Annotated in this window: 26 protein-coding genes and 1 tRNA gene; 10 read left to right on the forward strand and 17 right to left on the reverse strand. The window is 59.3% G+C overall.

Annotated features, from left to right (window positions below):
• Positions 1–81: 81 nt before the first annotated feature.
• From ACR0IK_RS06860 to rlmB, 3 genes are all read right to left on the reverse strand, one after another.
• A complete protein-coding gene (locus tag ACR0IK_RS06860; RefSeq protein WP_480640920.1) occupies positions 82–462 on the reverse strand; it encodes a YHS domain-containing (seleno)protein in 381 nt (126 codons plus the stop codon).
• Between the two features lie 178 nt (positions 463–640).
• Entirely contained in the window at positions 641–955 is a 315-nt protein-coding gene (locus tag ACR0IK_RS06865; RefSeq protein WP_480640921.1) for a hypothetical protein, read from the reverse strand.
• Positions 936–1,709, reverse strand: coding sequence for a 23S rRNA (guanosine(2251)-2'-O)-methyltransferase RlmB (gene rlmB / locus ACR0IK_RS06870; protein WP_480640923.1), 774 nt, complete (start codon positions 1,707–1,709; stop codon positions 936–938). Before rlmB ends, ACR0IK_RS06865 begins: the two co-directional genes overlap by 20 nt.
• Positions 1,710–1,825: 116 nt before the next feature.
• Between rlmB and ACR0IK_RS06875 the strand changes: the two genes are divergently transcribed.
• Positions 1,826–1,909: transfer RNA gene (locus tag ACR0IK_RS06875), tRNA-Tyr, on the forward strand.
• Between the two features lie 34 nt (positions 1,910–1,943).
• Here ACR0IK_RS06875 and ACR0IK_RS06880 read toward each other — a convergent pair.
• The 4 genes from ACR0IK_RS06880 to ACR0IK_RS06895 all read right to left on the reverse strand — a co-directional run bounded on the left by ACR0IK_RS06880 (position 1,944) and on the right by ACR0IK_RS06895 (position 5,652).
• Positions 1,944–3,062 (reverse strand): alanine racemase, encoded by a 1,119-nt coding sequence (locus tag ACR0IK_RS06880; protein ID WP_480640924.1) that lies wholly within the window; start codon positions 3,060–3,062, stop codon positions 1,944–1,946.
• Positions 3,059–4,306 carry a D-arabinono-1,4-lactone oxidase gene (locus ACR0IK_RS06885; RefSeq protein ID WP_480640926.1) on the reverse strand — a complete coding sequence of 416 codons (1,248 nt, stop codon included), beginning with the start codon at positions 4,304–4,306 and terminating at the stop codon, positions 3,059–3,061. Before ACR0IK_RS06885 ends, ACR0IK_RS06880 begins: the two co-directional genes overlap by 4 nt.
• Positions 4,307–4,393: 87 nt before the next feature.
• Positions 4,394–4,915 carry a DUF2478 domain-containing protein gene (locus ACR0IK_RS06890; RefSeq protein ID WP_480589960.1) on the reverse strand — a complete coding sequence of 174 codons (522 nt, stop codon included), beginning with the start codon at positions 4,913–4,915 and terminating at the stop codon, positions 4,394–4,396.
• 71 nt (positions 4,916–4,986) lie between these two features.
• Entirely contained in the window at positions 4,987–5,652 is a 666-nt protein-coding gene (locus tag ACR0IK_RS06895) for an NnrU family protein (protein WP_480640927.1), read from the reverse strand.
• A gap of 150 nt (positions 5,653–5,802) precedes the next feature.
• Here ACR0IK_RS06895 and ACR0IK_RS06900 point away from each other — a divergent pair, with 150 nt between their 5' ends.
• Positions 5,803–6,465 (forward strand): DNA-3-methyladenine glycosylase I, encoded by a 663-nt coding sequence (locus ACR0IK_RS06900; RefSeq protein ID WP_480640928.1) that lies wholly within the window; start codon positions 5,803–5,805, stop codon positions 6,463–6,465.
• A gap of 59 nt (positions 6,466–6,524) precedes the next feature.
• Positions 6,525–7,193 carry a hypothetical protein gene (locus ACR0IK_RS06905; protein WP_480640929.1) on the forward strand — a complete coding sequence of 223 codons (669 nt, stop codon included), beginning with the start codon at positions 6,525–6,527 and terminating at the stop codon, positions 7,191–7,193.
• Between the two features lie 3 nt (positions 7,194–7,196).
• On the opposite strand, the gene ACR0IK_RS06910 is transcribed toward ACR0IK_RS06905, so the two are convergent.
• Positions 7,197–7,601: a c-type cytochrome gene (locus ACR0IK_RS06910; RefSeq protein WP_480589968.1), complete on the reverse strand. Its 405-nt coding sequence runs from the start codon at positions 7,599–7,601 to the stop codon at positions 7,197–7,199.
• Positions 7,602–7,693: 92 nt separating this feature from the next.
• Here ACR0IK_RS06910 and ACR0IK_RS06915 point away from each other — a divergent pair, with 92 nt between their 5' ends.
• Complete coding sequence (locus ACR0IK_RS06915) at positions 7,694–8,131, forward strand: DMT family transporter (protein ID WP_480589970.1); 438 nt, start codon at positions 7,694–7,696, stop codon at positions 8,129–8,131.
• Here ACR0IK_RS06915 and ACR0IK_RS06920 read toward each other — a convergent pair.
• A complete protein-coding gene (locus ACR0IK_RS06920; RefSeq protein WP_480589972.1) occupies positions 8,115–8,801 on the reverse strand; it encodes an ABC transporter ATP-binding protein in 687 nt (228 codons plus the stop codon). The genes ACR0IK_RS06915 and ACR0IK_RS06920 overlap by 17 nt on opposite strands.
• Positions 8,794–10,089: a lipoprotein-releasing ABC transporter permease subunit gene (locus ACR0IK_RS06925; protein ID WP_480589974.1), complete on the reverse strand. Its 1,296-nt coding sequence runs from the start codon at positions 10,087–10,089 to the stop codon at positions 8,794–8,796. The genes ACR0IK_RS06920 and ACR0IK_RS06925 overlap by 8 nt, the downstream gene beginning before the upstream one ends.
• A 386-nt stretch (positions 10,090–10,475) precedes the next feature.
• On the opposite strand from ACR0IK_RS06925, the gene ACR0IK_RS06930 reads away from it, so the two are divergent.
• Complete coding sequence (locus ACR0IK_RS06930) at positions 10,476–10,835, forward strand: hypothetical protein (RefSeq protein ID WP_480640930.1); 360 nt, start codon at positions 10,476–10,478, stop codon at positions 10,833–10,835.
• A gap of 110 nt (positions 10,836–10,945) precedes the next feature.
• Here ACR0IK_RS06930 and ACR0IK_RS06935 read toward each other — a convergent pair whose 3' ends face one another.
• Complete coding sequence (locus ACR0IK_RS06935) at positions 10,946–11,866, reverse strand: glycosyltransferase family 2 protein (protein WP_480640931.1); 921 nt, start codon at positions 11,864–11,866, stop codon at positions 10,946–10,948.
• 1 nt (position 11,867) lies between these two features.
• A complete protein-coding gene (gene proS / locus ACR0IK_RS06940) occupies positions 11,868–13,214 on the reverse strand; it encodes a proline--tRNA ligase (protein WP_480640932.1) in 1,347 nt (448 codons plus the stop codon).
• 169 nt (positions 13,215–13,383) lie between these two features.
• On the opposite strand from proS, the gene ACR0IK_RS06945 reads away from it, so the two are divergent.
• The 5 genes from ACR0IK_RS06945 to ACR0IK_RS06965 all read left to right on the forward strand — a co-directional run bounded on the left by ACR0IK_RS06945 (position 13,384) and on the right by ACR0IK_RS06965 (position 19,170).
• Entirely contained in the window at positions 13,384–14,748 is a 1,365-nt protein-coding gene (locus ACR0IK_RS06945) for an FAD-dependent oxidoreductase (RefSeq protein WP_480640933.1), read from the forward strand.
• Positions 14,748–15,722: an isopenicillin N synthase family dioxygenase gene (locus ACR0IK_RS06950; RefSeq protein ID WP_480640934.1), complete on the forward strand. Its 975-nt coding sequence runs from the start codon at positions 14,748–14,750 to the stop codon at positions 15,720–15,722. Before ACR0IK_RS06945 ends, ACR0IK_RS06950 begins: the two co-directional genes overlap by 1 nt.
• 90 nt (positions 15,723–15,812) lie before the next feature.
• Positions 15,813–16,886, forward strand: a complete 1,074-nt coding sequence (locus ACR0IK_RS06955) for an AI-2E family transporter (RefSeq protein ID WP_480640935.1) — start codon at positions 15,813–15,815, stop codon at positions 16,884–16,886.
• Complete coding sequence (locus ACR0IK_RS06960; RefSeq protein WP_480640936.1) at positions 16,887–17,576, forward strand: HdaA/DnaA family protein; 690 nt, start codon at positions 16,887–16,889, stop codon at positions 17,574–17,576.
• Between the two features lie 49 nt (positions 17,577–17,625).
• On the forward strand, positions 17,626–19,170 hold the full coding sequence (locus tag ACR0IK_RS06965; RefSeq protein WP_480641146.1) for a Ppx/GppA family phosphatase: 1,545 nt from the start codon (positions 17,626–17,628) through the stop codon (positions 19,168–19,170).
• 3 nt (positions 19,171–19,173) lie between these two features.
• Here the strand turns inward: ACR0IK_RS06965 and ACR0IK_RS06970 are convergent, their stop codons facing one another.
• From ACR0IK_RS06970 to ACR0IK_RS06990, 5 genes are read right to left on the reverse strand one after another with little or no spacing between them, the layout of a single operon-like run.
• Positions 19,174–19,548: a hypothetical protein gene (locus ACR0IK_RS06970; RefSeq protein ID WP_480589989.1), complete on the reverse strand. Its 375-nt coding sequence runs from the start codon at positions 19,546–19,548 to the stop codon at positions 19,174–19,176.
• A 38-nt stretch (positions 19,549–19,586) separates the two neighbouring features.
• Positions 19,587–20,564, reverse strand: a complete 978-nt coding sequence (locus tag ACR0IK_RS06975) for an endonuclease/exonuclease/phosphatase family protein (RefSeq protein WP_480589991.1) — start codon at positions 20,562–20,564, stop codon at positions 19,587–19,589.
• Between the two features lie 5 nt (positions 20,565–20,569).
• A complete protein-coding gene (locus tag ACR0IK_RS06980) occupies positions 20,570–21,250 on the reverse strand; it encodes a TerB family tellurite resistance protein (protein ID WP_480589993.1) in 681 nt (226 codons plus the stop codon).
• Positions 21,251–21,292: 42 nt separating this feature from the next.
• Entirely contained in the window at positions 21,293–21,784 is a 492-nt protein-coding gene (locus ACR0IK_RS06985) for an N-acetyltransferase family protein (protein WP_480640937.1), read from the reverse strand.
• On the reverse strand, positions 21,781–22,383 hold the full coding sequence (locus tag ACR0IK_RS06990) for a VOC family protein (protein WP_480640938.1): 603 nt from the start codon (positions 22,381–22,383) through the stop codon (positions 21,781–21,783). The genes ACR0IK_RS06985 and ACR0IK_RS06990 overlap by 4 nt, the downstream gene beginning before the upstream one ends.
• Positions 22,384–22,445: the final 62 nt, after the last annotated feature.

Here is a 22,445-nt window from a genome sequence, read left to right on the forward strand (position 1 = left end):
TGACATTTAGGCATAAGTTTAGAGAAAAAAAGAGGGGGTGCGCATTTTTGTGATGACATATCACAAAAAGCGGACCGCCGCCTATTGCTCGTACAGGACAACGGGCCAGTGCGCCTCGGCCATGCGGATGTACTCGGCCGTCGCTTCGCGCCACATTTCCTCTATCTCAAGTGAGTGGGTCAGATACAAACGACCGTCGACCACCTGCCATGCCATTGGGTCTGTGCCGACCAGAATCCCCTTGGCCATGGCATAGGCACAATACCCACCGAACTGAGGCGCAAAGGCGCGCGGATCACGTTCGAACGCTTCACGGTTTTCATCTGAGGCAAAGTGCCATTCCACCCCTTTCCACATGACTGCGTATTCCGGCTGACCCAGCACGGGTGCGTCGCTTTCAAAATAAGAAACCGGATCATACCCTGCGAGGGCCGCGCCATCGGCCTCATAGTATACGGGCATCTCTTGCGCCGTCGCGGCAGGAGCAATCAAAGCGGCGGCTATCACGCCAAAAAGGAAACGTCGGGTTAGCATAACGGTGTTAGATCTTCAGACATCAGGGTCTCAAGATGCAATTTTTGCGGCCCAGTGGAACCCCATTTAACGGGGTTGTGATCGACTGTGTCGCCCAGACGTCATTTCAGTCGAAGATATCTTCGATGACGTCCCATGCTTCATCCAGAACACGTGAAAAGACACCATTCTTCTTTTTCTGTTTCTTTTTCCTGTTTTTACCGGCTGCGTTCACGGCGTCCCGTCTTGCCTTGTTCTCGTTCAATTTGCGTTTTGGCACCATCTTCAGGTCATGCAATGGCGCACCGCAGCTTGAACAACTCAGCTCTTGACGTTGCTTTCCTTTCAAAACCAGCGCAGCGCGGGTTCCGCAATAGCAGCAGGTGGCGATTTTTGACGGGCTGGGAATGGGTCTCTCCTGTTTATCTGTGCCTTGAGGCATATAATGCGATTGCGGCAGCATTTGAGACGTTAAGCGAGCCAAATCCGCCAGCTGCGTCGATTTTCACCAGCCGGTCCACGGTTTCCTTGGTTTTCTGTCGCAATCCCGGCCCTTCGGCCCCCAGCACCAACGCAACAGGCTGGTCCAGCTTTCCGCCCAGAGCCGACTCGACAGTGTCGCCGGCTTCTCCATCCAGACCCAGCACCAAAAAGCCCATGTTCTGCAATTCCATGATCGCGTCCGCCAGATTGCGAACCCGCAGATAAGGTTGCCGTTCCAGCGCGCCGCTTGCCGTTTTGGCCAGCGCACCAGTTTCCGGAGCTGAATGGTGTCGCGTGCCGATCACCGCACTAGCTCCCAGAACCTCAGCCGAGCGCAGAATCGCCCCGACATTGTGCGGGTCGGTCACTCGATCCAGCAGAATCACGCGGGGGTGTTCGCGCCCGATACAATTCTCGGCCAGACTGCCCCAGTCCAGCGGCTTGACCTCCAGTGCGGCGCCCTGATGAACAGACCCCGGATCAATCGGCGCCGAGAACTTGCGCGGATCAACCATTTCGGACTCGATCCCCGCAAATTCAATCGCTTCGGCCAGTTTATCACGCGCATTTCGCGTCACGATCAGGCGCAGTTTCTGCCGCTTGGGGTTCATCAGCGCATCGCGAACTGCGTGCAGACCGAACAGCCAAACAGTTTCCGCAGCAGCCGCTTTGCGCGCCTGTTCCTTTTCAACGACCCACTTGGGTTTCTTCATTTCTTGGGCCTCCGGGCCGGGAATTCGGTTTCCTGCGTCAAAGCGGTATTTTCCTGTTGACGCTCCTTTGGTGCGCTAGTAATCACGCCTCCACGTCAGGTGCAACGCCTGACAGTGGGCGACAGGCCGCAAGGTGTGGCAGGGGACTGTAACTCCCTCGCGGAGACGCACGCCTGGTTCGATTCCAGGGTCGCCCACCATCTTCCTTAGATGATGACAAAGTGCAACGGGCTGCTAATTCGACAGGCATTCCCATTCTGCGACCACCTGATTATCCCGTACTGCCAGCATGGTTCCGAACTGGTTCAGCACGGCCTCGCTTTGGGTTGGGCGCAGTATGGCGATATCTCCGGGCGCAACCATGGCCGCGCGTGGCCCTGTCCAGACCTCCTGATTGCTGGAGCGACCAAAGATCGTGGAATAGTGAAACCCCTTGGGAAAGACGGGTTGTGCCAGAAAATGCCCGCCGAACACTGCGATATCCGTTTTGGTTCGCCTTAGAAAATCCAACCCGGGCAGAGAATTACCAGGCATCGCCTTGAGAATCGGCGTGGCGATGAACGCCGCAGGCTGAAACTCTTGCGTCGAAGAGTGGTCGAAATCGCCTGGCTTGACCAGAACCGATCCGACGGCAACTTCGGTCGCATCGCCGTCGGCCCCATAGGACTGAAAGGTCAGGCTGCCGCCGGTATTCAGGCACAGCCCTTTTCCGCCATTGGGCAAACCGGAAACAGCCTGCCGATAGGCAACTGCACTCATAAGGGTGGCGCGTTTTCTCAAAAACCCCGGCAGTTTGGCCAGATGTGCCTCATACCCCATCAGGCCCGACGGGCGCGCGTTGGGGCTGGCATCGATTTCCTGTGCGATATCCGCGATGTGTTCAGGTTGAAAACCTCCGCGGTGCAGACCGATATCCACCTCCAGCGACAACCGGAAGGCGGATTGTTTGTCCGTTGCAAGCGCCAGATAGTCCTGCAACCGTTCCGGCGTGTCGATCAGCCACTGAACGCGCGCCGCGGCGTCAGGGCACGCGGCTAGAACCCGAGCGGCCGAACTGACCGGAAGCGGTTTGCCGATCAGATGATCCGTCTTGGGCTCGGCTTGCAACAGCGCCAGCAGCATCGGCTCGGAAAAGGTCATCAGGCCCGAGGTCGAAATCCGCCCGCGGATGTGGTCGAGAAGTGGCAAACAGGGCAGAGACTTAGCGACCAGACGGCAGTCCAACACGGCATCCGTACCTCTGACGGCAAGTGTACAATTCGTCTCCAGCCGATCCAGATCGACCACCGTGACCGGTTTGTCGACACCATACGCGCGCAACGTGTCGGACAGATTCTTCAGATACTCAGTCATGGCCGAAACAGTTTGGTCAAAGCGGGTGTCAGGAATTTGCCGCCGGGATCGAATTGTTCCCGCAACGCGCAGAAGCGGTCGAAATCCGGGTAAATACCTGACAGCTCCTTGTAGGTCAGACTGTGTATCTTTCCCCAGTGCGGACGTCCGCCTGCCTCGACAAACAAAGGCTCCAGCGCGTCGAAGTATCGGCGATGGCCTTCATTCGCATCCGTGTGCACGGCAATCGATATCCGAGGACCGCCCTGGAACGGAGACAGCCAGGCCGTGTCGCCCGCAGTCTGGCGCACCTCGATCGGGAAGTAGATATCCTTGTGATCGCGATGCAGACGAGTGATGACTTCTTTCATCACGTCTCCGGCCACGTCGGGCGGTAAGTGGTACTCCATCTCGTTGAACCGAACATGCCGGTCGCTGCACAGTACTCGCCAACTTTCACCGACATAATCTTCGTTCGAGTGGGCCAAGATCAGCAACTTCAGCAGCATACTGCGCAACCCGCCACTAAGCCGGCCTGCGTTGCGCGCGAGCTTCAGCACCTTGACGGCGATCATGTCCAGATCACGCGGCGCCGCCTCCTCGGGCGCGTCAGTCAGGTCGTGACGGATTTCGACAGCCTTGCCCGTGAAGGGAATGTAGAAGAACTCGAAATTCCGGTTCTGCGCCCAGTTTTGGTGCATGTCGGCGAGACTATCCTGCAAATCGGCCAATCGCACCCGGCGGCGCAGGTTGTATTTTGGCACGACCGAGATTTGCGCTTCGGTCAGCACGCCCAGCATCCCAAGCGTGACTTGCGCCATCTCAAGCGGAATAACTTCGGTGGACAGGATATCTCCGCCCGCGCTGACCAGTTTCGCGGCGGTGATTTCGGCGGCAAGACACGGCAGCGTCCGCCCGGTGCCATGTGTCGCGGTCGAAGCCGCCCCGGCCAGAGATTGTGCGTTGATATCGCCGAGGTTGCGAAAAGCCAGCCCCCGCGCGGCCAGCGCCGGTGACAGATCCCGCAGCCGTGCATTTGCGTTGACCCAAATCCGGTCACCGTCCCGGTCGCCCAGCGTCGGTAGATCCAGTTCAGACAGGTCCAGAATCCGGTTCCCGCCCGCAACGATCGGCGTGAATGAATGCCCTGACCCCACAACGCGCAGGCTGGGTGTTTCCGCTATTGCCTGCCGCAATTCGGCAATCGAGACAGGGCGTCTGACCGCTGTTTCGGCTCTCTGGTTTCCGGCCCAGTTGGTCCACATGTGCTGCCTCCTCCGCGGTCAGAGGATTGCAGCACATGAATGTTGAAACAAGTCAGGTTTACAGTGCGTTACCCAACGAAACTTACGTCAGGCCGCAGCCGCGCGTTGCGCTGTGACACGGTCAAACCATTCAGTAACGGCCTCGACGCTTGGCTCAATTTGTTCAGCCGCGTCGCCGGTGAACTCCTGGAACTTTTCAGTGTTCAGACCGTTCACGCCGACCAAAACCGGGATATCCTGCGCCAGCGCCTCGGCGATCACCGGGCGGAAACCGCGCCCATCAGCCTCGTGCTTGCCGAACTTGTTGATGATCAGCAGTTGCGGCGCGTCTTCAAGCGAGTTGGTGACATATCCCACCGCCTGTTCCAGCGCCGCCGGGTCCAACCGGCAGCCGCGCGCGTGTTCACCCAAGGACTGCGAGATTCGTATGACCTCTCCGTCCGGCAGGACACGTACGTCCATGTCGCATTTGCTGCTGTCCGCGCATTCGCTGTTGGTTTGAACCACACCGGCAAGATGGGCACCCTTGGCCTGCAGATGCTCGGCAACGGCGCTCAGCAGGCGGTCGGTGGCGCCGCGTTCGGTGGTGGTGACATAGGCCAGGTACATTGAAAGACCCTCGAATTAAAACTGTGACATTCCAGATAGCACGCATGACCCTGCCCGACCACTCCCTCGCGTTACGGTAACGGAGACAGGCCGATCGCAGGTGCGTGCAGATGAAGCAGTGCCGCAAATACGGCAAGTGAAACCAACCCAATCCAAATGCCGGGCCAAGGGCGCGGAGCCCGCAGGGAAAACCGCGCGGTATTGCGGGACAGGCGTGTCCATTCGATCCCCATCTCACGCGCCTTGCGGCGGTCGATCAGAGACATGCCCAGCACGGCAAAGCCCGCGAACAAACCAAACAGGATGACATGCGACAGGCTGCCATTGGCCAGCAGATGCGCCAGCGCCCACAGCATCAGCGCCGCCAGCAAAGGGTGGCGCGTTGTGCGCAGGATGCCGGGATTTTCCGGCTCGAACCGGCGGTGCCCCAGCCCGCCGAACGAAAACGGATTCTGAATCGACATCCCCGCCAAGGCTAACCAGCACACGACCGGCATCACCAGCAGCGGCACCCAGCGCAGAACGGCAAGGGGCGGGATCACCTCGACGTAAGGCGCCTGCGCGGCGGCGACGATCAGCCAGCCGAGAACAAGCAGGGATAAAACAGAATAGGCGACAAAATAGCCTCTGCGCCCCATCACCTCGATCAACCGCCCGCGCATCGCCGGCCGCGCCGGTATGGCGTGGGTCAGCAGGAATGTAATCAGCGCAGCAAGGAAAAGGCTCCAGCCCAGCATAGTGGTCTCCGTGAGTGTCGGCCCGGTTTAGGCGCCGAATGAGGGGTGGTCTTTGTCCGAAGTCAAGTCGAACGCACAAGCACTATTCGGCTCGGAACCAATACTTGCAACCCGGCGGCGAACACGCGACCTTGCCGTCGGAGGACTCTGATGCACCATTTCGACGACATCTTTACCATGGCCGCCGACCGCCACGGCGGGCCCGACGCCTTGGAGGCCAAGCTGAGCAAACCCAAAAGCGTGGCCGAATTGACGGCCATGCCGGATGATCGATGGCTTTCGATCATCACCAAATGCGTCTTTCAGGCCGGATTCAACTGGAAGGTCATCGAAAACAAGTGGGACGGGTTCGAGACCGCTTTTGACGGGTTCGATATTGGCCGCTGTGCCTTCATGGATGACGAGAAATTCGACTCGCTGCTGCAGGATACGCGCATTGTGCGCAATGGCACCAAGATCGCTACCGTCCGGGACAATGCCGCGTTTCTGCTGGAACTGCGGCAGGAAGGCGGGGTCGGTCAGATTCTGGGCGGCTGGCCCTCGACCGATTATGTGGGTCTGCTGGCGATGTTGGGCAAACGCGGGTCGCGTCTGGGCGGGGCCTCGGCCCAATACGCCATGCGCTTTGCCGGGCGGGACAGTTTCATCCTGTCGCGCGATGTTACCGCACGGTTGATTGCCGAGGGCGTGGTCGACAAAGCCCCCAGTTCGAAAAAGGCGATCTCGGCTGTACAACAGGCCTTTAACACATGGATGGACCAATCCGGGCGATCACTGACGGAAATAAGCCGCGTATTAGCGATGAGCCTGTGAAAACCGGTTGCAGCGAAGGCGCTTCACATTAGGCTTTGAGCATGGCCTGGCGCATTTTGATGACGTTACTATTCCTGCTCGCCTCCTGCGGTCGTCCGCTGACGGATCAGGAGCGCGCCTTTGCCGGTACCGTTCAGGGCGAGACCTTGAACCTGGACCACGTGCGTCTGGTCGAAGGTGCCCCTGTCGCGCCGATCACCTTTTACCGCAAGGAACGCCCGCGTCTCGCCTGCCGTGAACGTATCCTTCCACCACCGGTCGAGGGTGTCGTGACCGCAAAACCCGCCGCCGTTGCCTTGTTCAACAAAGTCTATTTCACGCGCGACTGGTATCTTGACGACTATATGTCCGACTTCCCCGAGCAGATGAATCTGATCGCGGCGATGCTGCTGGCGCATGAACTGACTCATGTCTGGCAATGGCAGAACCGGGAAACCACCGGCTATCACCCGCTGCGGGCCGCGGCCGAACACGGCGGCAATAAAGACCCGTATCTGTTCGATATCGAGACCTCGTCCGATTTTCTGACTTACGGGTTCGAACAGCAGGGCGCGATTGTCGAAGAATATGTCTGCTGCAGGGCGCTGGACCCAAAGGCCCCCCGCACCCAGCGCCTGCACGACATGCTGGGTGCGCATTTCGATCTGTCGCCCTTGCCGGGCCAGCCGCGCGAGCGCGACATCGTGATCCCCTGGAGCGGCGCCGAAATCGACGGAATCTGCCGCTAACGCCTACTGCCCCTGCAATGTCTGCAGATATGCGACCAGATCCACAATCGGCTGGCTGGTCAGGATCGGTTGACCCTCGGGCGTTTTCATCGATGTGTCCTGACCGTCGAAATAAGGCCCATAGACGGGCATCGGACTACCATGGCTGACCAGCGGGTCGCGCCCGTCAATTCGCGCCACGACTCGAGCGGTCGGAAACACGCCATCTTCCCCGGCCAATTTGGTCAGGTCGACCGGTTGAATGACCAGCACGCCGGCCATCGGTCCATGACCGGTTGCGTCGATCCCGTGACACGTCGCGCAGTAATGCTGATACAACTCTGCGCCCGTCTCAACGTCTTGAGCGACAGCTTGTGATGCCAGTGCCACCAAGCCTATTGAAACTGCATTCCGTATCGGTCCGATCATCGCATCCTCCTGCCCTGATTGACATTTACAGGCTTGCCCGAGGGCCAGCTTGCCGCAATGATCCAGATCAACGCAGCGAGAGGATACGGGCAATGACACAATATGTAGCCATCATGTTGGCCGCCGGGATTGGCGTGCCGATCCTTGCGGCGCTGAACGCGGCCCTGGGTCGGCTGATTGGCTCTCCGACCACTGCCGCCGTTGTCCTGTTTGCCATCGCCTTCGGCGCATCCGCTCTCGTGATGATGCTGTTTCCGGGGTTCGGAGCGCTATCCAAAGTCGCGCAGGCACCAAAACATCTGTTGCTGGCTGGCGTCCTGATCGCCTTCTACGTGCTGTCGATCACCCATGTCGCCCCGCATTTCGGCGTCGGAAACGCGGTGTTCTTTGTTCTTCTGGGTCAGCTGATCAGCACAGCAGCGATCGACCATTTTGGCCTGTTTGGGGCGCAGGTGACCCCGCTCACATGGGTACGCGCAGGCGGGATCGCCGTGATGGCCGCAGGGGTTGCCATTACTCAACTGGCCTAAGCACGCCCCCGTCCAACCGCAGTTTTCGATCCATCCGCGCTGCAAGGTCCATGTTGTGCGTGGCGATCAGCGCCGAGAGTCCCTCGTCCCGAACCAGTGCCATCAACGCATCAAACACCTGATCCGAGGTCTCGGGGTCCAGATTGCCTGTCGGCTCATCCGCAAGCAGGACGCGCGGTTTATTGGCCAAGGCCCGGCAGAAGGCCACACGCTGTTGCTCGCCCCCCGACAAGGCCGCTGGGCGGTGATCCGCGCGCGGCGCTACCCCGACGCGGTCCAGCAGAGCCATCGCCCTTTCTTGTGCCGCCTTTTCGGACACGCCATTGGCCAGTTGCGGTAGGGTGATATTCTCCAGCGCGGTGAATTCAGGCAGCAGATGGTGGAACTGATAAACAAACCCCACATCCCGCCGCCGCAGAGCGGTGCGGGTACGGTCGCCTTTGCCCGTCACACTCTGGCCTGCGATCTCGACCGAGCCCTCATCAGGCGTGTCCAGCAGACCAGCTATGTGCAACAAGGTCGACTTGCCCGCGCCGGACGGCGCAACCAGCGCCACCGCCTCACCCGCGCGCAAGTCCAGATCGGCACCGCGCAGCACCTGAACCTCGCCTGGCGTGTCTTTCAGATAGGTCTTGGTCAGACCGTTCAACCGCAACGTCACATCATTCATAGCGCAGCGCCTCGACCGGGTTTAGCCGCGCCGCGCGGCGGGCGGGAAAATAGGTGACAAAAAAGGACAGACCCAGCGACAATCCAATTGCTTTGAGTACGTCCGACAGGTGCAGTTCCGCCGGCAGGGCATAGATGCCACGAATGGACGGATCCCAGACGCCGCCGCCCATGACGAAGTTCACAAACGAAAAGATCGGATCGATATAGATCGCAAACACGCAGCCCAGAACGACGCCCATCACCGTGCCTATGATGCCGGTGAACGCACCGCAGATGAAGAACACCCGCAGGACCGACCCTTCGCTCAGGCCGATGGTACGCAGGATGCCAATATCCCGGCCTTTGTTTTTGACCAACATGATCAGACCCGAGACGATGTTCATAGCTGCGATCAGAACGAGGATCGACAGGATGATGAACATCACGTTGTCTTCGACCTCAAGCGCGCGCAGGAACCCGCCCGAGGCGTCCTGCCATGTCCATATCTGGCTGCGTTCACCCGCGGCTTCGAGGATCGGGATCAGGATCGGGGTCAGCTCCTCGGGACGCTCGACCATCACTTCGATCTCGTCTGCCACACCCTCGCGGTTGAAAAAGCTCTGCGCCTGTTCGAACGGCATGTAGACGCGCGTGCGGTCAATGTCATAGCGTCCAGCCGAAAATACATAAACCACCCGATAGGCACTGACGCGCGGTGAAGTGCCAAAGGCTGTCTTCACCCCGTTGGGTGAGGTCAGCTTGACCGTATCGCCAACCGTGGCCCCAATGCTGCGTGCCACGCCTGAGCCGATGGCGATAACGAACTCGTCATTGCGAAACTCGGAGAGATCACCCGCCGCCTGTTCACTTTCAGCAATACCCGGCAGGTCAAGCAGATCGTCAGGCTGAATGCCGAACACCTCGACACCGCTGCTGCGCTCGCGATTGGTGATCAACACTTGACCCTTGACCAAAGGTGCCGCGCGCACCACACCCGGCACCTGCGCGACCCGGTCGGCCACACCGTCAAAATCCTCGATTGTGCGGTCCAGACGCCCCTGCGCATCCAAGCTTCCTGCCGAGTAGACCGTGACATGCGCATTGGCCCCCAGAATGGTGCCCACGAACTCTGACCGGAAACCCGACCGCACGGCCAGCGTGGCAATAAGAGCGAACACGGCCAGTGTGATCCCGATCAGCGAAATCCACGTCATCACGCTGACGCCGCCTTCGGCCTTGCGCGCGCGCAGGTATCGCCAGGCGATTTTCCATTCGAATGGGGCAAAGGGCGGGGGCGTCTTGGCCATGTCTGCTCCGGGCTTTTTTGTTCGGCGCGACCCTTTCGGCATTTCACCGGATGGTCAAGCTGGTTATGCGCGCCCTGCCCTGGGATGAGCGGCCTTGCGATCAGTTCGGGGTGCGATATGGGACGAATCACCTCCGAATCCGAAGCTCCCGCACTGGTATTAGGAGATGGTAAAACCGAGGGCTACACCTTTGGTTGTGATACCGTTCACAGACAAACCCTGATTGTTTCAGTTATGAATTCAATACGGCAGTTGCGTGAGGTACTGAACTCAAAATGCAACATTCGTTAAGCAATATTATTTCGTCCTTTGCTTATTTTGCGAAACTTTGTCACCCTAGCATTAGGGGGAAAGTAATTAACCATTTTAAAGAGCGGGGGTCGCTCATGTTTGTAAAGAGTAATACGGAATTGTTGGACCCTATTTTGGTCCGAAACGCATCTTCAGAATTGGATTGTGAAACCGCGGCGCTGTTGCGCGCTACGATGCGCCCACTTTTCGACACTGCGGCAAGTTGGGCAAGTTTGACCGATATCCTGAAAGACAAAGGTTATCGCCTCGCGTTCCGTCAGGGGCGGTTGTGCATCACGGATCGCGCAACTGACGCAAGGGTCTGCGGATTGCATTTTCTGGGATTTGAATTCAGGGAACTGGTAAGGCGTCTGGGTCGTCCGATCGTTGTGCCACGCGGCAACAGCGCGGATGGAGACGTTCTGGCCGAACGCCCTGAACCGAAAAGAACATAGAAGCCCGGCCAGACCTTGAGTAAGCGTTACAAGGGTTTTAGCAACCCCGGGTGCTAAGCGGTATTGAGGTTGATGCCTAGCGCGCAGCCATTGACGCAGAGTTCTGGTGGTCAGTCTGAAAAGTAATCCCAGGTTCGCCACGGCTGAAGCGTGCGCCTCAAAGTCACTTTCAAACTATGCAGGGCGGCTTTGCGCAATTGCGGCCGGTTCCGGGACTGGCGCAGCAGATTTACGCAGAACCCAAGCGGCAACTGACCTATCCGGAACCAATTCAGCATTTCGTCTTCGGAATACGTCCGCCCACCGAAGAACGGAGCGTAGTTCTTGCGCCAGCTCTTCGTCATTTCCAGCGCCGTTTTCATCTGATCCGCCGAGACGCCTCCGGGATGGAAAACCGCAATCGGAACCGACAGCATCTGGTATTCGCATCCTGCAAACAACATGCGCAGCACAAGGTCATAGTCAGCTACAATGCGAAGATCCAGATCGTGACCTCCAAAACGGTCAAACACGTCGCGCCGGATCAGCATGGAATTGTGGCAAAACGGAATGCGTTGCAAAATCGAATGGACCTTGCGCTCTCGCGACAACCGCTTGCTTCCATCCTTTTCAACAAAGATGGTTCGTCCAAAGCAGAAATCGGGACGGCCCGAACCAATCTCTTCACGTGCCTTTTGCAGACAATCCGGCGACGCCAGCTGATCATCCGAATTGAGGAAGACCACGTACTCGCCCTGGGAAATCTCAACCCCCCGGTTCATGGCGTCATAAAGACTTTTGTCCGGCAAACTTTGAAAGCGGATCGGGACAAAGCTTGGGCGCGCCTCAATCTCGGCGATCAGTTCTTTCAGAAGCGCAACTGTTCCGTCGGTGGACGCACCATCCCAAATGACATGCTCGACAATCGCGTCGCCTTGATCTTGGGCGGCCTCCAGTGCCGCCCGTATCGCATCGACACGTCCCTCATCAATGAGGTTGCGCGTTACGGTAATGATGGAAACCGTAGGCAGAGCTATGTCCGATCCAGCCATATCAGGCGCTGTTTGCAAGCTGGTAAATTTCAGCGATCTTGGTCACTGCGGCTTCGGGGCTCAGCTCTTCGCTTTCGCCGGTGCGGCGGCTGGTCAGTTCGACCACGCCGTTCTTCAGGCCGCGCGGACCGACGGTGATGCGCCACGGCAGGCCGATCAGGTCCATGGTGGCGAACTTGCCCCCTGCCCGTTCGTTGCGGTCGTCATACAGCGGCTCCAGCCCCAGCGCGGTCAGGGCACCGTATAGCTTCTCACACGCTCCATCCGCTTCTTCGTCGCCTTGTTTGAGATTGACGATACCGCAATGGAACGGAGTCACGCCTTCGGGCCAGATGATACCCTTTTCGTCATGGCTGGCCTCAATGATCGCACCGATCAGGCGGCTGACTCCGATGCCGTGGCTTCCCATGTGGACTGGCGTCGGTTTGCCATCGGGGCCTTGCACAGTCGCGCCCATCGCCTCGGAATACTTGGTGCCGAAATAGAAGATCTGGCCGACCTCGATCCCGCGGGCCACGCGGCGACGCTCTTCGGGCACTTGGTTGAACAGCGCTTCGTCATGGGTTTCATCCGTGCGGGCGTATTTCGAAGTGAACTCTTCCAGAATGGCCTGGCACTGTTCACGGTTGTCAAAATCGATCTGACGGTCGCCAAAGGTCAGGTCGGTGACGGCGCTGTCATAAAAGACCTCGGATTCACCAGTGTCGGCCAGTACGAGGAATTCATGCGTATCGTCACCGCCGATGGGCCCGGAATCGGCGCGCATCGGGATGGCTTGCAGGCCCATACGTTCGTAAGTGCGCAGGTAGCTGACCAGATGGCGGTTATAAGCGTGCAGCGCGTCTTCTTTGGTCAGGTCGAAATTGTAGCCGTCCTTCATGTAGAACTCGCGGCCCCGCATCACACCGAAACGTGGGCGGATCTCGTCACGGAACTTCCACTGGATCTGGTAGAGCGTCAGCGGCAGATCTTTGTAGCTGTTGACGTGGCCGCGGAAGATATCGGTCACCAGTTCTTCGGCAGTCGGCGTAAACAGCATGTCACGATCGTGGCGGTCCTTCATACGCAGCATTTCCTGACCGTAATCGTCGTAACGACCGGACTCGCGCCAAAGGTCTGCCGATTGGATAATGGGCATCTGGATCGCGATGTGGCCCGCGCGCGCCTGTTCTTCGTGGATGATGTTTTCCAGCTTGCGCAGCACTTTGAAGCCCAGCGGCAACCAAGAGTAAATTCCAGCGGATGCTTGCTTGATCATCCCCGCGCGCAGCATCAGCCGGTGGCTGACGATCTGGGCCTCGGAGGGGTTTTCCTTGAGAACGGGCAGAAAGTAACGGCTGAGGCGCATTGATGAACCTTTAAAGGTGTGAATTCGACTTCAAAGGTCCTTATTCCAAAGCCCCGCCAGGGGCAATCGGCCATTGGCGATTTTGCGACCTGAGGTCAGTCGGTTTTCTGATTGACCCGCCAGTTGGGGTTTTCAATTGTGACAGGAATGCAAAACTCAAGAGGCGCCGATGCAGACCATTCAGGAACCCGCCCGTCAAATCCCTGTAGTCCACCAATCCAATGTTCTGGTCGTTGGCTCCGGCCCCGCTGGTCTGGCCGCCGCGTTGGCCGCAGCGCGTGCCGGGGCCGAGGTGTCTCTGGTCGACCGCTTCGGCTGCATGGGCGGTAACATCACCGCCGTGGGTGTCGAGGGCTTCGCCTGGTATCGCCACGAACAGACAGTTGAGGCCGGTGGGATCGGTATGGAGTTCGAAGCTCGCGCCAAGGACATGGGCGCGGCAGTGCCGGAAAGCCAATCGCTCAGCTATGAGCTAGACAGTGAAGGTTTCAAACTGGTTGCCGACAAGCTGGTCGAAGAAGCAGGTGTGCACCCGATGCTGCATCGCCAGTTCGTCGCGCCCATTATGGATGGTGACCAGATCACCGGCATCATCACCGAATCCAAGGCCGGACGCGAGGCGATCCTGGCCAAGGTCGTGATCGACGCCACTGGTGATGCCGATGTGGCCCATCGTGCCGGTGCACCCACGCTCAAGACCCCTCGTGAAGAGATGATGGCCGCCTCTGTCATGTTCCACTTGGCCGGAGTCGACAAGCGCGCCTTCATGGAGGGCGTCAAGGCCGATCCACAGACCTACAAAGACTGGGGCGGCGGTGGAGAATGGAACATCGAAACCAGTGGCAAGGAGGACGACATGTTCTCGCCCTTCGTCAAGAAGCCGTTCCAGCAGGCCATCAAAGAGGGTCTGATCCCGCCGCATCTGAACACCATCGCGGGCACATGGGGGGCAATGCATGACACGGGTGAACTGACCTATATGAACCTCATCCATCTGGCCGAGATTGACGGCACCGACCCCGACAGCTTGACCCGTGGTGAGATGGAAGGCCGCCGTCAGTCAATGCTGGCCATCGAAGCGCTGCGTCGATACATGCCCGGCTGCGAAAATGCGCGGTTACGGAATTTCGGTATGACCATCGGCATCCGCGACACCCGCAAGATCGACGCCGTTTACAACATGACCGAGAACGACGCCCGCCATCAGGGCCGGTTTGAGGACACCATCGGCATCTACCCCGAATTCATCGACGGCTATGGCATCCTGATCCTGCCGACCACTGGGCGGTATATGCAGGTCCCCTATCGCTCAATGCTTCCCAAGGGGATAAAAGGCCTACTGGTCGCGGGCCGGTCGCACGGTGCAGACAAGGTGGCCCATGCCGCCACCCGTAACATGGCGTGCTGCGCCGTTATGGGACAAGGCGCAGGGATCGCTGCGGCACTGTCTCTGAAAAGCAATCAGGATGTGCACGAGTTGAACCTTGCTCCGGTCCATGCCGAGCTGGACCGTCAGGGTGTGAGGATTCATTGATGGACCATATCCCCACAATCGACATCATCCCGCTGCATGATCCCGCCCATGCCGACTATGATCGAACCGTGCGGCAGGTGATGGACGCCTGTACCGAGATTGGATTTCTGTCGATCACCGGTACAGGTATTGCCCAGCAAACGATCGCCGAGGTCCGCAGCTGCGTTCAGGCCATCTTTGCCATCGACGAAAGCGCCAAATGGGATCAGGCGATCACCCGCGAGAACTATCGCGGGTTTATTCCGATGGGGTTCTTCACGCCCAACGACGGGTCCGGCAAGGCCGACAAGTACGAAGGCTACAAGCTGCACTACGAGACCGCGCCGGACGCGCCCATTCGCAAGGGATGCACGCTCTACGGCCCGAATATCTGGCCGCCCGAAGTGCCCGAGGCAGGCCCGGTCATCCTTGGCTATTGGACGCAACTGGATCGCGTGGCGGACATGTTGCTTGGCGCACTTGAGATGGGGCTGGGTTTGCCCGAACGCCACCTGCGCGACGCATTCCACGAACCGATGACCAACATGACGCTGCTGCACTACCCTCCTCAAGCGCCGGATGAGGGCGGCTTTGGCATCCACCCGCACAAGGACACCGACGCGCTGACCATCATCGCCCCCGATCCCGTGGGCGGGCTTGAGGTTCAGACCCGCGACGGTGGCTGGATCACCCCCAGCTGCCCGCCGGGCGGCTTCGTCGTCAACATTGGCGACATGTTGGAGCTGTGGTCGGGCGGTCGTCTGAAATCCACACCGCACCGCGTCGTCAATCGCTCGGGCCACGAACGCTACTCGTTTTCCTATTTCGCGGTGCCCCGTCATGATGTGGTGGTCGCGCCATTGCTGTCCTCCCTGCCCGGCTTCGACCGTCCTTCCGTGCATTGCGGTCACTGGTCGGCGGAAATCTGGCGCACCAACTGGCCGGATGAAAAAGCAGACGAGGCGACCCCTGAACTGGGCACGCTCAGCGACTGAAACGCCGAAATCCAAGGGGCATGAAGCGCTTGCATCAAGGCGCTGCATAAGCGAAGAACACCTGCAAGAGCCGACAACAAGGGGACAGCCATGGCTTTGCCGGTGAAGGATCAGCTCAGGTACTGGGGGGTTGCCGCTGCGGTATTTGTGCTGCTGATGTGGGCACTTGGTGACGTTTTGCTGCCCTTCGTCATCGGCGGAGCGATCGCCTATTTCCTTGATCCAGTTGCAGACCGTCTGGAAAATCTGGGTCTGTCGCGCATGGCGGCAACCGGGATCATCACCATTGTCGGCGTTTTGGGCTTTGTCCTGATGATTCTGATGGTGGTACCGGCATTGATCACCCAGCTGATCGATCTGGTCGAGGTCCTGCCCAGCCTGTTCAAAGAGCTGCGCGGCTTTATCGAGAAACGATTCCCGTCGCTGCTGGACAGCAATTCCAGTTCGCATCAGGCTTTGGTCTCAATCGGCGAAACCCTGCAATCGAAAACCGGCGATTTGCTGCAATCGGTCGTCGCATCGCTTGGCTCTGCCATCAACGTAGCCGTTCTGCTGGTGATCGCGCCTGTCGTGGCGGTTTACCTGTTGATGGACTGGGACCGCATGATCGCCCGCATCGGAGAGCTTCTGCCCCGCGACCACGCCCCCACGATCAAACGTCTGGCAGGTGAGATCGATGACGTTCTGGCCTCGTTCGTGCGCGGCATGGGGACAGTCTGTCTGATCCTTGGAACTTACTACGCAGTAGCGCTGATGATCGTTGGTCTGCAATTCGGCCTGATCGTCGGGTTCATTGCCGGATTGGTCACCTTCATCCCTTATCTGGGCGCCCTGATCGGCGGCACGCTGGCGATTGGTCTCGCGCTTTTCCAGTTCTGGGGGGATTGGGTTCATATCGGGCTGGTCGCCGGTATTTTTGCCTTGGGTCAGGTGACCGAGGGCAATTTCCTGACCCCCAAACTGGTCGGCAGCTCGGTGGGTCTGCACCCTGTCTGGCTGCTGTTGGCATTGTCGGTGTTCGGCGCATTGTTCGGCTTTGTGGGTATGCTGGTTGCTGTGCCTGTTGCTGCGGCGCTGGGTGTCGTGGCCCGGTTCCTGACCTCGCTCTATCTGGAAAGCCGTTTGTACACCGGCCTTGAAGGGCTGAATCAGGAAGACGAATAAATGCCCCGACAACTGAGCTTTGATCTGCCGGCCAAAACCGCTCTGGGCCGTGAAGATTTCTTTGTCTCGCCTGCCAATGCACTCGCCGTTGCGATGATTTCAGCAACCTCGTGGCCAGGCAACAAACTGGTGCTCAGCGGCCCGGCCGGAGCTGGCAAGACGCATCTGGCTCATGTCTGGGCGGCCGATACCGGAGGGCGCATCATTCAGGCCCACGACCTGCGATATGACGACGTGCCAGCCTTGGCCCAAACCCCGGTTGCGGTCGAAGACGTGCCGATGATCGCGGACGATCCCGAGCAACAAAAAACCCTGTTCCACCTGCACAACCTGGTTTTGGCCGAGGGGCACGCCCTGCTGATGACCGGGCGACTGACCCCAAAGCTATGGCAACTGCCGCTGCCCGACCTGCAAAGCCGTATCGAAGGCGCGCATCACGTGGCGCTCGACCCGCCCGACGACGCGCTGCTGGGGGCTGTTCTGGCCAAGCTGTTCATCGACCGACAGCTTAACCCGGGGCCCGAGGTCATTGCCTATCTGGTCAAGCACATGGACCGTCGCTTTGAAACCGCCGCCGAGGTCGTGGCGCGACTGGATCAAATTGCCCTCTCGGAAAAGCGCGAAATAACGCGCACGCTGGCAGTCAGAGTATTGAATTCGGACGGAAACGATGTCGAACCAGACAATTGACCCACACCCGGTGATTTCGCAAACTGTGACCGGAACACTTGGAAAAGACATGGATCAGACCGTCGAAACCAAAATTCCAGACTGGGGGTCTTTCGGTAAGCCATTGTTTGACAACCCCGAAGCCCGCGCCCTGTCGCGTGTGGGTGTGGTCGACGTTGGTTCAAACTCTGTCCGGATGGTGATTTTTGACGGCGCTGCGCGATCACCGGCCTATTTCTACAACGAAAAAGTCATGTGCGAACTGGGCGCGGGTCTGTCTGAGACCGGCCGCCTGAATCCCCGCGGACGGGTGCGCGCACTGGCCGCGCTGCGCCGGTTCCGGCGTCTGTCCGACGATCTGGGCCTTCCAGGTCTACATGTTGTCGCCACCGCCGCCGTGCGCGAGGCAAAAGACGGGCCGGACTTCTGCGATGAAGTCAGATCAGAAACGGGCCTGACTGTCTCGATCATTGATGGTGGGGAAGAGGCGCGGCTGTCAGCGCAGGGCGTGCTTTTGGGCTGGCCCGGCGCCTATGGATTGATCTGCGACATCGGTGGTTCGTCCATGGAACTGGCCGAGATCGGTGCCGGTGACGTGGGACGCCGTGTGACCTCTGCCCTGGGTCCACTGAAACTGCGTGACATCAAGGGCGGTCGGCGCGCGCGTAAAGCCCACATCAAGGCCACCATGGAAGAGTTGCGCAACCAGATGGGCAGGCAACGTGACCGTCTGTTCCTTGTCGGCGGCAGTTGGCGCGCCTTCGCCCGGCTGGACATGCTGCGCCGGGGTTACCCGCTGAACGTACTGCATGAATACCGCATGACCACCAAGCAGGTTCACCAGACCATCAAGTTCATCGAAAAGGGCGACCCGGACGAAATGCGCAGCCTTGCCGGTGTTTCCAGTTCCCGTATGGCGCTGATCCCCTATGCGATGGATGTGCTGGCGCGTCTGATCCGGACGTTCAAACCAAAAGACATTGCGATCTCAAGCTATGGCATACGCGAGGGGTTGCTTTACGAGCAAATGCCGCAATCCCTGCGCGACTGCGACCCACTGATCGAGGCCAGCCGGTTTTCCGAGGCCAAGGACGCCCGCCTGCCGGGCTTCGGCAAGCACTTGTTCGATTTCGTCATGCCACTTTTCAAATCGGCCCCCGAGGCGCGCGTGCGCCTGATCAAAGCGGCCTGTTTGCTGCATGACGTCAGTTGGCGCGCTCATCCCGATTACCGGGCCGAAGTCTGTTTTGACTATGTCACCCGTGCCAATCTGGGCGGGCTGAAGCACTCTGAACGGGTCTTCATCGGCCTCGCCCTGCAGCACCGGTATCGCAACAAACGCGAGGGCAACAGGTTCGAGCCGATTTACAAGCTGCTGGACGAGAAGGGTCAGAAACAGGCAGAGGTTCTGGGCAAGGCCATGCGCTTTGGCGCCATGCTCTGGATGCAGAATGACGCCCCTATGGGGACTTTGCGCTTTTTTCCAAAAAAGCGTCAGCTTGACCTGCTGCTGCCACCTGAAGCACGCCCGTTGTTCAACGAAGTGGCCGAGGCGCGGCTGACATCACTGGCAAACGCGCTGAGGTCGAACACCCGCGTAGTCATCCGGGATTGAGGATCAGATTTCCGTTCCCTCGTCCGTTTCCTCTTCGGTGTTTGCCGGGGGGACGGGTTGATCTTGCTCGGGTTTCTTGCGGATGATGATGTCTCCGTTCGGCAAGATTTCGGGCGCTTCATAGGCGCTCCAATCCTCGATCTCACCCGCCAGCTCCGTCAAAGCAGGCCCCATCTGCTCAAAGAACGATTGCATCGCCGGACCGAATTGAGTGACCAGACCTTGCAGGTCATCCAGCGCGGGCTCCATTTCCTGTCGCAGGCCCTCAAAAAACAGCTCGGCGCCCTGCTCCATCAGAGATTTGCCGGTTTCTTCCTCGGCATGGGCGGGCAATGCCAGAGCCGCTGTTACCGCGCAGATCGGAAAAAAAAGTTTCATGACCCGAAATATAAGCCGTGATGCCCCATGATTAAAGGTCAGAGGTCGATATCCAGCGTAACCGGGAAATGGTCGGATGCCGTCAGCAGTGCCTGTTGCAGGTCCGGCAAGGCGCGGAGGCCGGCGTCCTTCAGCGGGTGCCATATCCGCCAGGCAGGACGCCGGGCGCGTAGGTTATCACTGACCATGATATAATCCAGCAGCGCCTCGAGGAATTGGCCGCCCTCGCGAGCAAACCGGGCTGTAGACAGGGCCGGACCCGCTCCTTTCGCGTGTGGATCGAACAATCCGGCCTGCAGCAAAATCTCGACCGAAGACCGCCCGAACAGATGCTCAAACTCATCCAGCCCCGGCCCGTCGTTCAAATCCCCCAAAAGAATGACCTGCTCTCCTTCCGCGATATGCGTCCTTACTCTACGGGACAGCCAAACGGCCTGCGCCAGTTGCTTTCTGCGATTCGCAATCGAGATTCGGATCGCCTCGTCCCGCGATCCGGCGCCGTGCGGTGCCTTGGATTTCAGGTGCGCTCCGATCAGCCGAACCTGCGCCCCGGCCCGGATCTGCACCGCCAACTCCATCGGCGGCTTGGAAAAACGCACATGGTCTTCGGTGGCGTCGATATCGAGGTCGATTTGAAACACCCCGTCGAAACGCGGCGCCGCTCTTTCGCCCGCGACCGGATCGTGCCGCACGGTCAGCGCATTGGGGTCGTAAAGAAGGGCAAGTTCCTGATGGGTGTCGTTTGCAAATCCCATAATCGCGTGCGAGGTGCGCAGATCGAATGCCTCGGCAAAGCCCTGCAACGCGCGGATGGTGTCCTGAGTCTTGCCAGAGTTCGGTGCCTCGACGATCAGGATCGCGTCTGCGTCGACCGCCGTCAGAACCTTGGCGATGGCCTCGACCTGCTGCGCTTTGGTGACGTTGTGGCGGCCGGACCAGCTGTCATCGACGACCAGATTGTCGTTGCGATCGAACAGGTTGGCGAACCATTCGATATTGTAGGTCGCCAGTCGCATCGCGGTTAAGCCCGCGCGCCGTTGATCTCGTCCCAGGCGCGGTTGATGTCGATCATCTTCTTTTCGGCCAGACGGATGGCTTCCTCGGGCACACCGCGCGCCATCATCGCGTCGGGATGCGTGTCTCGTACCAATTGCCGCCAGACCGTACGGATATCGGGCAGCGGCATGTCTCGGGGCACACCCAGAACCGTGTAAGGGTCCTTGGGCGCGTCGGGCACAAACCGCGCGCGCAGGGCGAGGAACTGCGCCTCTGACTGACCGAAAATGCGGCTGACCTCTTCCAGGAACTCGTTCTCGTTGGGGTGATAGAACCCGTCGGCCATGGCAATGTGAAACAGCCCCTCCATCAGATCGCAAAGGGTGGTGCTGTCATCGGCGAACATGCGGGCAATCTTGCGAGCATAGTCCTGATAGCCAGCAACATCCGTTCGGGCCATGTCGAAAACTCTTGCCGCGCCGGCCTCGTCTTCGCGCGCGATCTGGAAAACGTCGCGGAAGGCTGTCACCTCGTCGCGCGTCACCTGACCATCGGCCTTTGCCATCTTTGCGCCCAGCGCAATCACGGCAATCGCAAATGCGACCGAGCGTTCGGGCGGCGTGCGCAGTTTCTCAAAAACAGCCGTCAGGCTTTCGCCTTGGGCAAGCGCGCTCAGCGCGTCGGATATACGAGTCCAGATCGACATGAGCGCACCCTAGCGCCCCAAATCGCAACTGTCAGGTGCAACCTATTCGTCAGTCGAAAGAATTTTCTGCATCAGCACAAGGTCCAACCGTTTGCCCCATTTGCACCCGACCTCGAGCATGAGACCCACCTGCGTGTACCCAAGCGCGGCGTGAAACGCGACCGCCCCTGGGTTGGCCGAGGAAATCCCGGCGACCAACACGTGCACGCCCTCTGCCTGCGCCGCACCCTCAAGCGAAGACATCAAGGCCCGCCCTGCGCCCTGCCCGCGCGCCTCAGGGGCCAGCTGGATTGTGTGCTCGCGGCAATGCGCATAGCCCGGACCGTCACGAAACAAACTGTAAGTGGCGAAGCCCAAAACCTGTCCATCCGATTCGGCCACCAGATAGGCAGGACCGCGGGTTTTAATGTCCGCGGCAATGGCATCCACGCTGCGCTCATCGGTGGTGAAGGTCACCAGCGTGTCGCGAATGATCGCGTTGGTGATTGCAACGACTGAGGGGGCGTCTGAAACCTGCGCCGCTCTAATGATCATTCCAACACGCGTGGGCCATGCGGCGTTTCGAACTCGGCCCGCAACGCTGCGGGGCCGGTGTCAAACACCACGTTTTCCAAATCACCCAGCAATCGGGCCAGATCCAGCGCATCGGGGTGGAAGACCACAAGGCGTCGAAGGTGGCACCCGCTGTCCTGCAGCATCTGCGCCGGGTGCAGATCGCCGTGCCATTGAATCAGGGCGGGAAACAGATTGTCGAACGGCAACCTTCCGTTCGGGGGCACCGCCATTTTCCACCTCAACGCGCCACGGGCCAGATCAATCGGCTGCCCCACACCATCAGGAAACATGGACACGGAAGCTTCAATATCCGAAACCCGGCAAATCCAGTTGCTCAGGCGCGGCGCGCCTGCAAACCGGTCAAGGTCGAACCACCGTGTGCGTTCCATCCTGGGCGCCTGTGGGTCGATTGCGATGGCCTCCAGATACAGCCCATCCCGCAACCCTAACAGACGGTTGTGAGTCCCAAAGGCGTCGTGCTTGCCGCCGTCTTGCAGTGACACACCCAAAGCGCCTTCGATGTGTGCAGATGCAGCTTCCAGCGTCTCACCCGCCACTGCCAGATGATCTAGTAACACGTGCATCCTCCCAAAAGATTGCGACCAGACCCACGAAGGGCCTGGTCGCATGTTTCCGTCAA

The organism is Ruegeria sp. BF7, assembly GCF_056538605.1.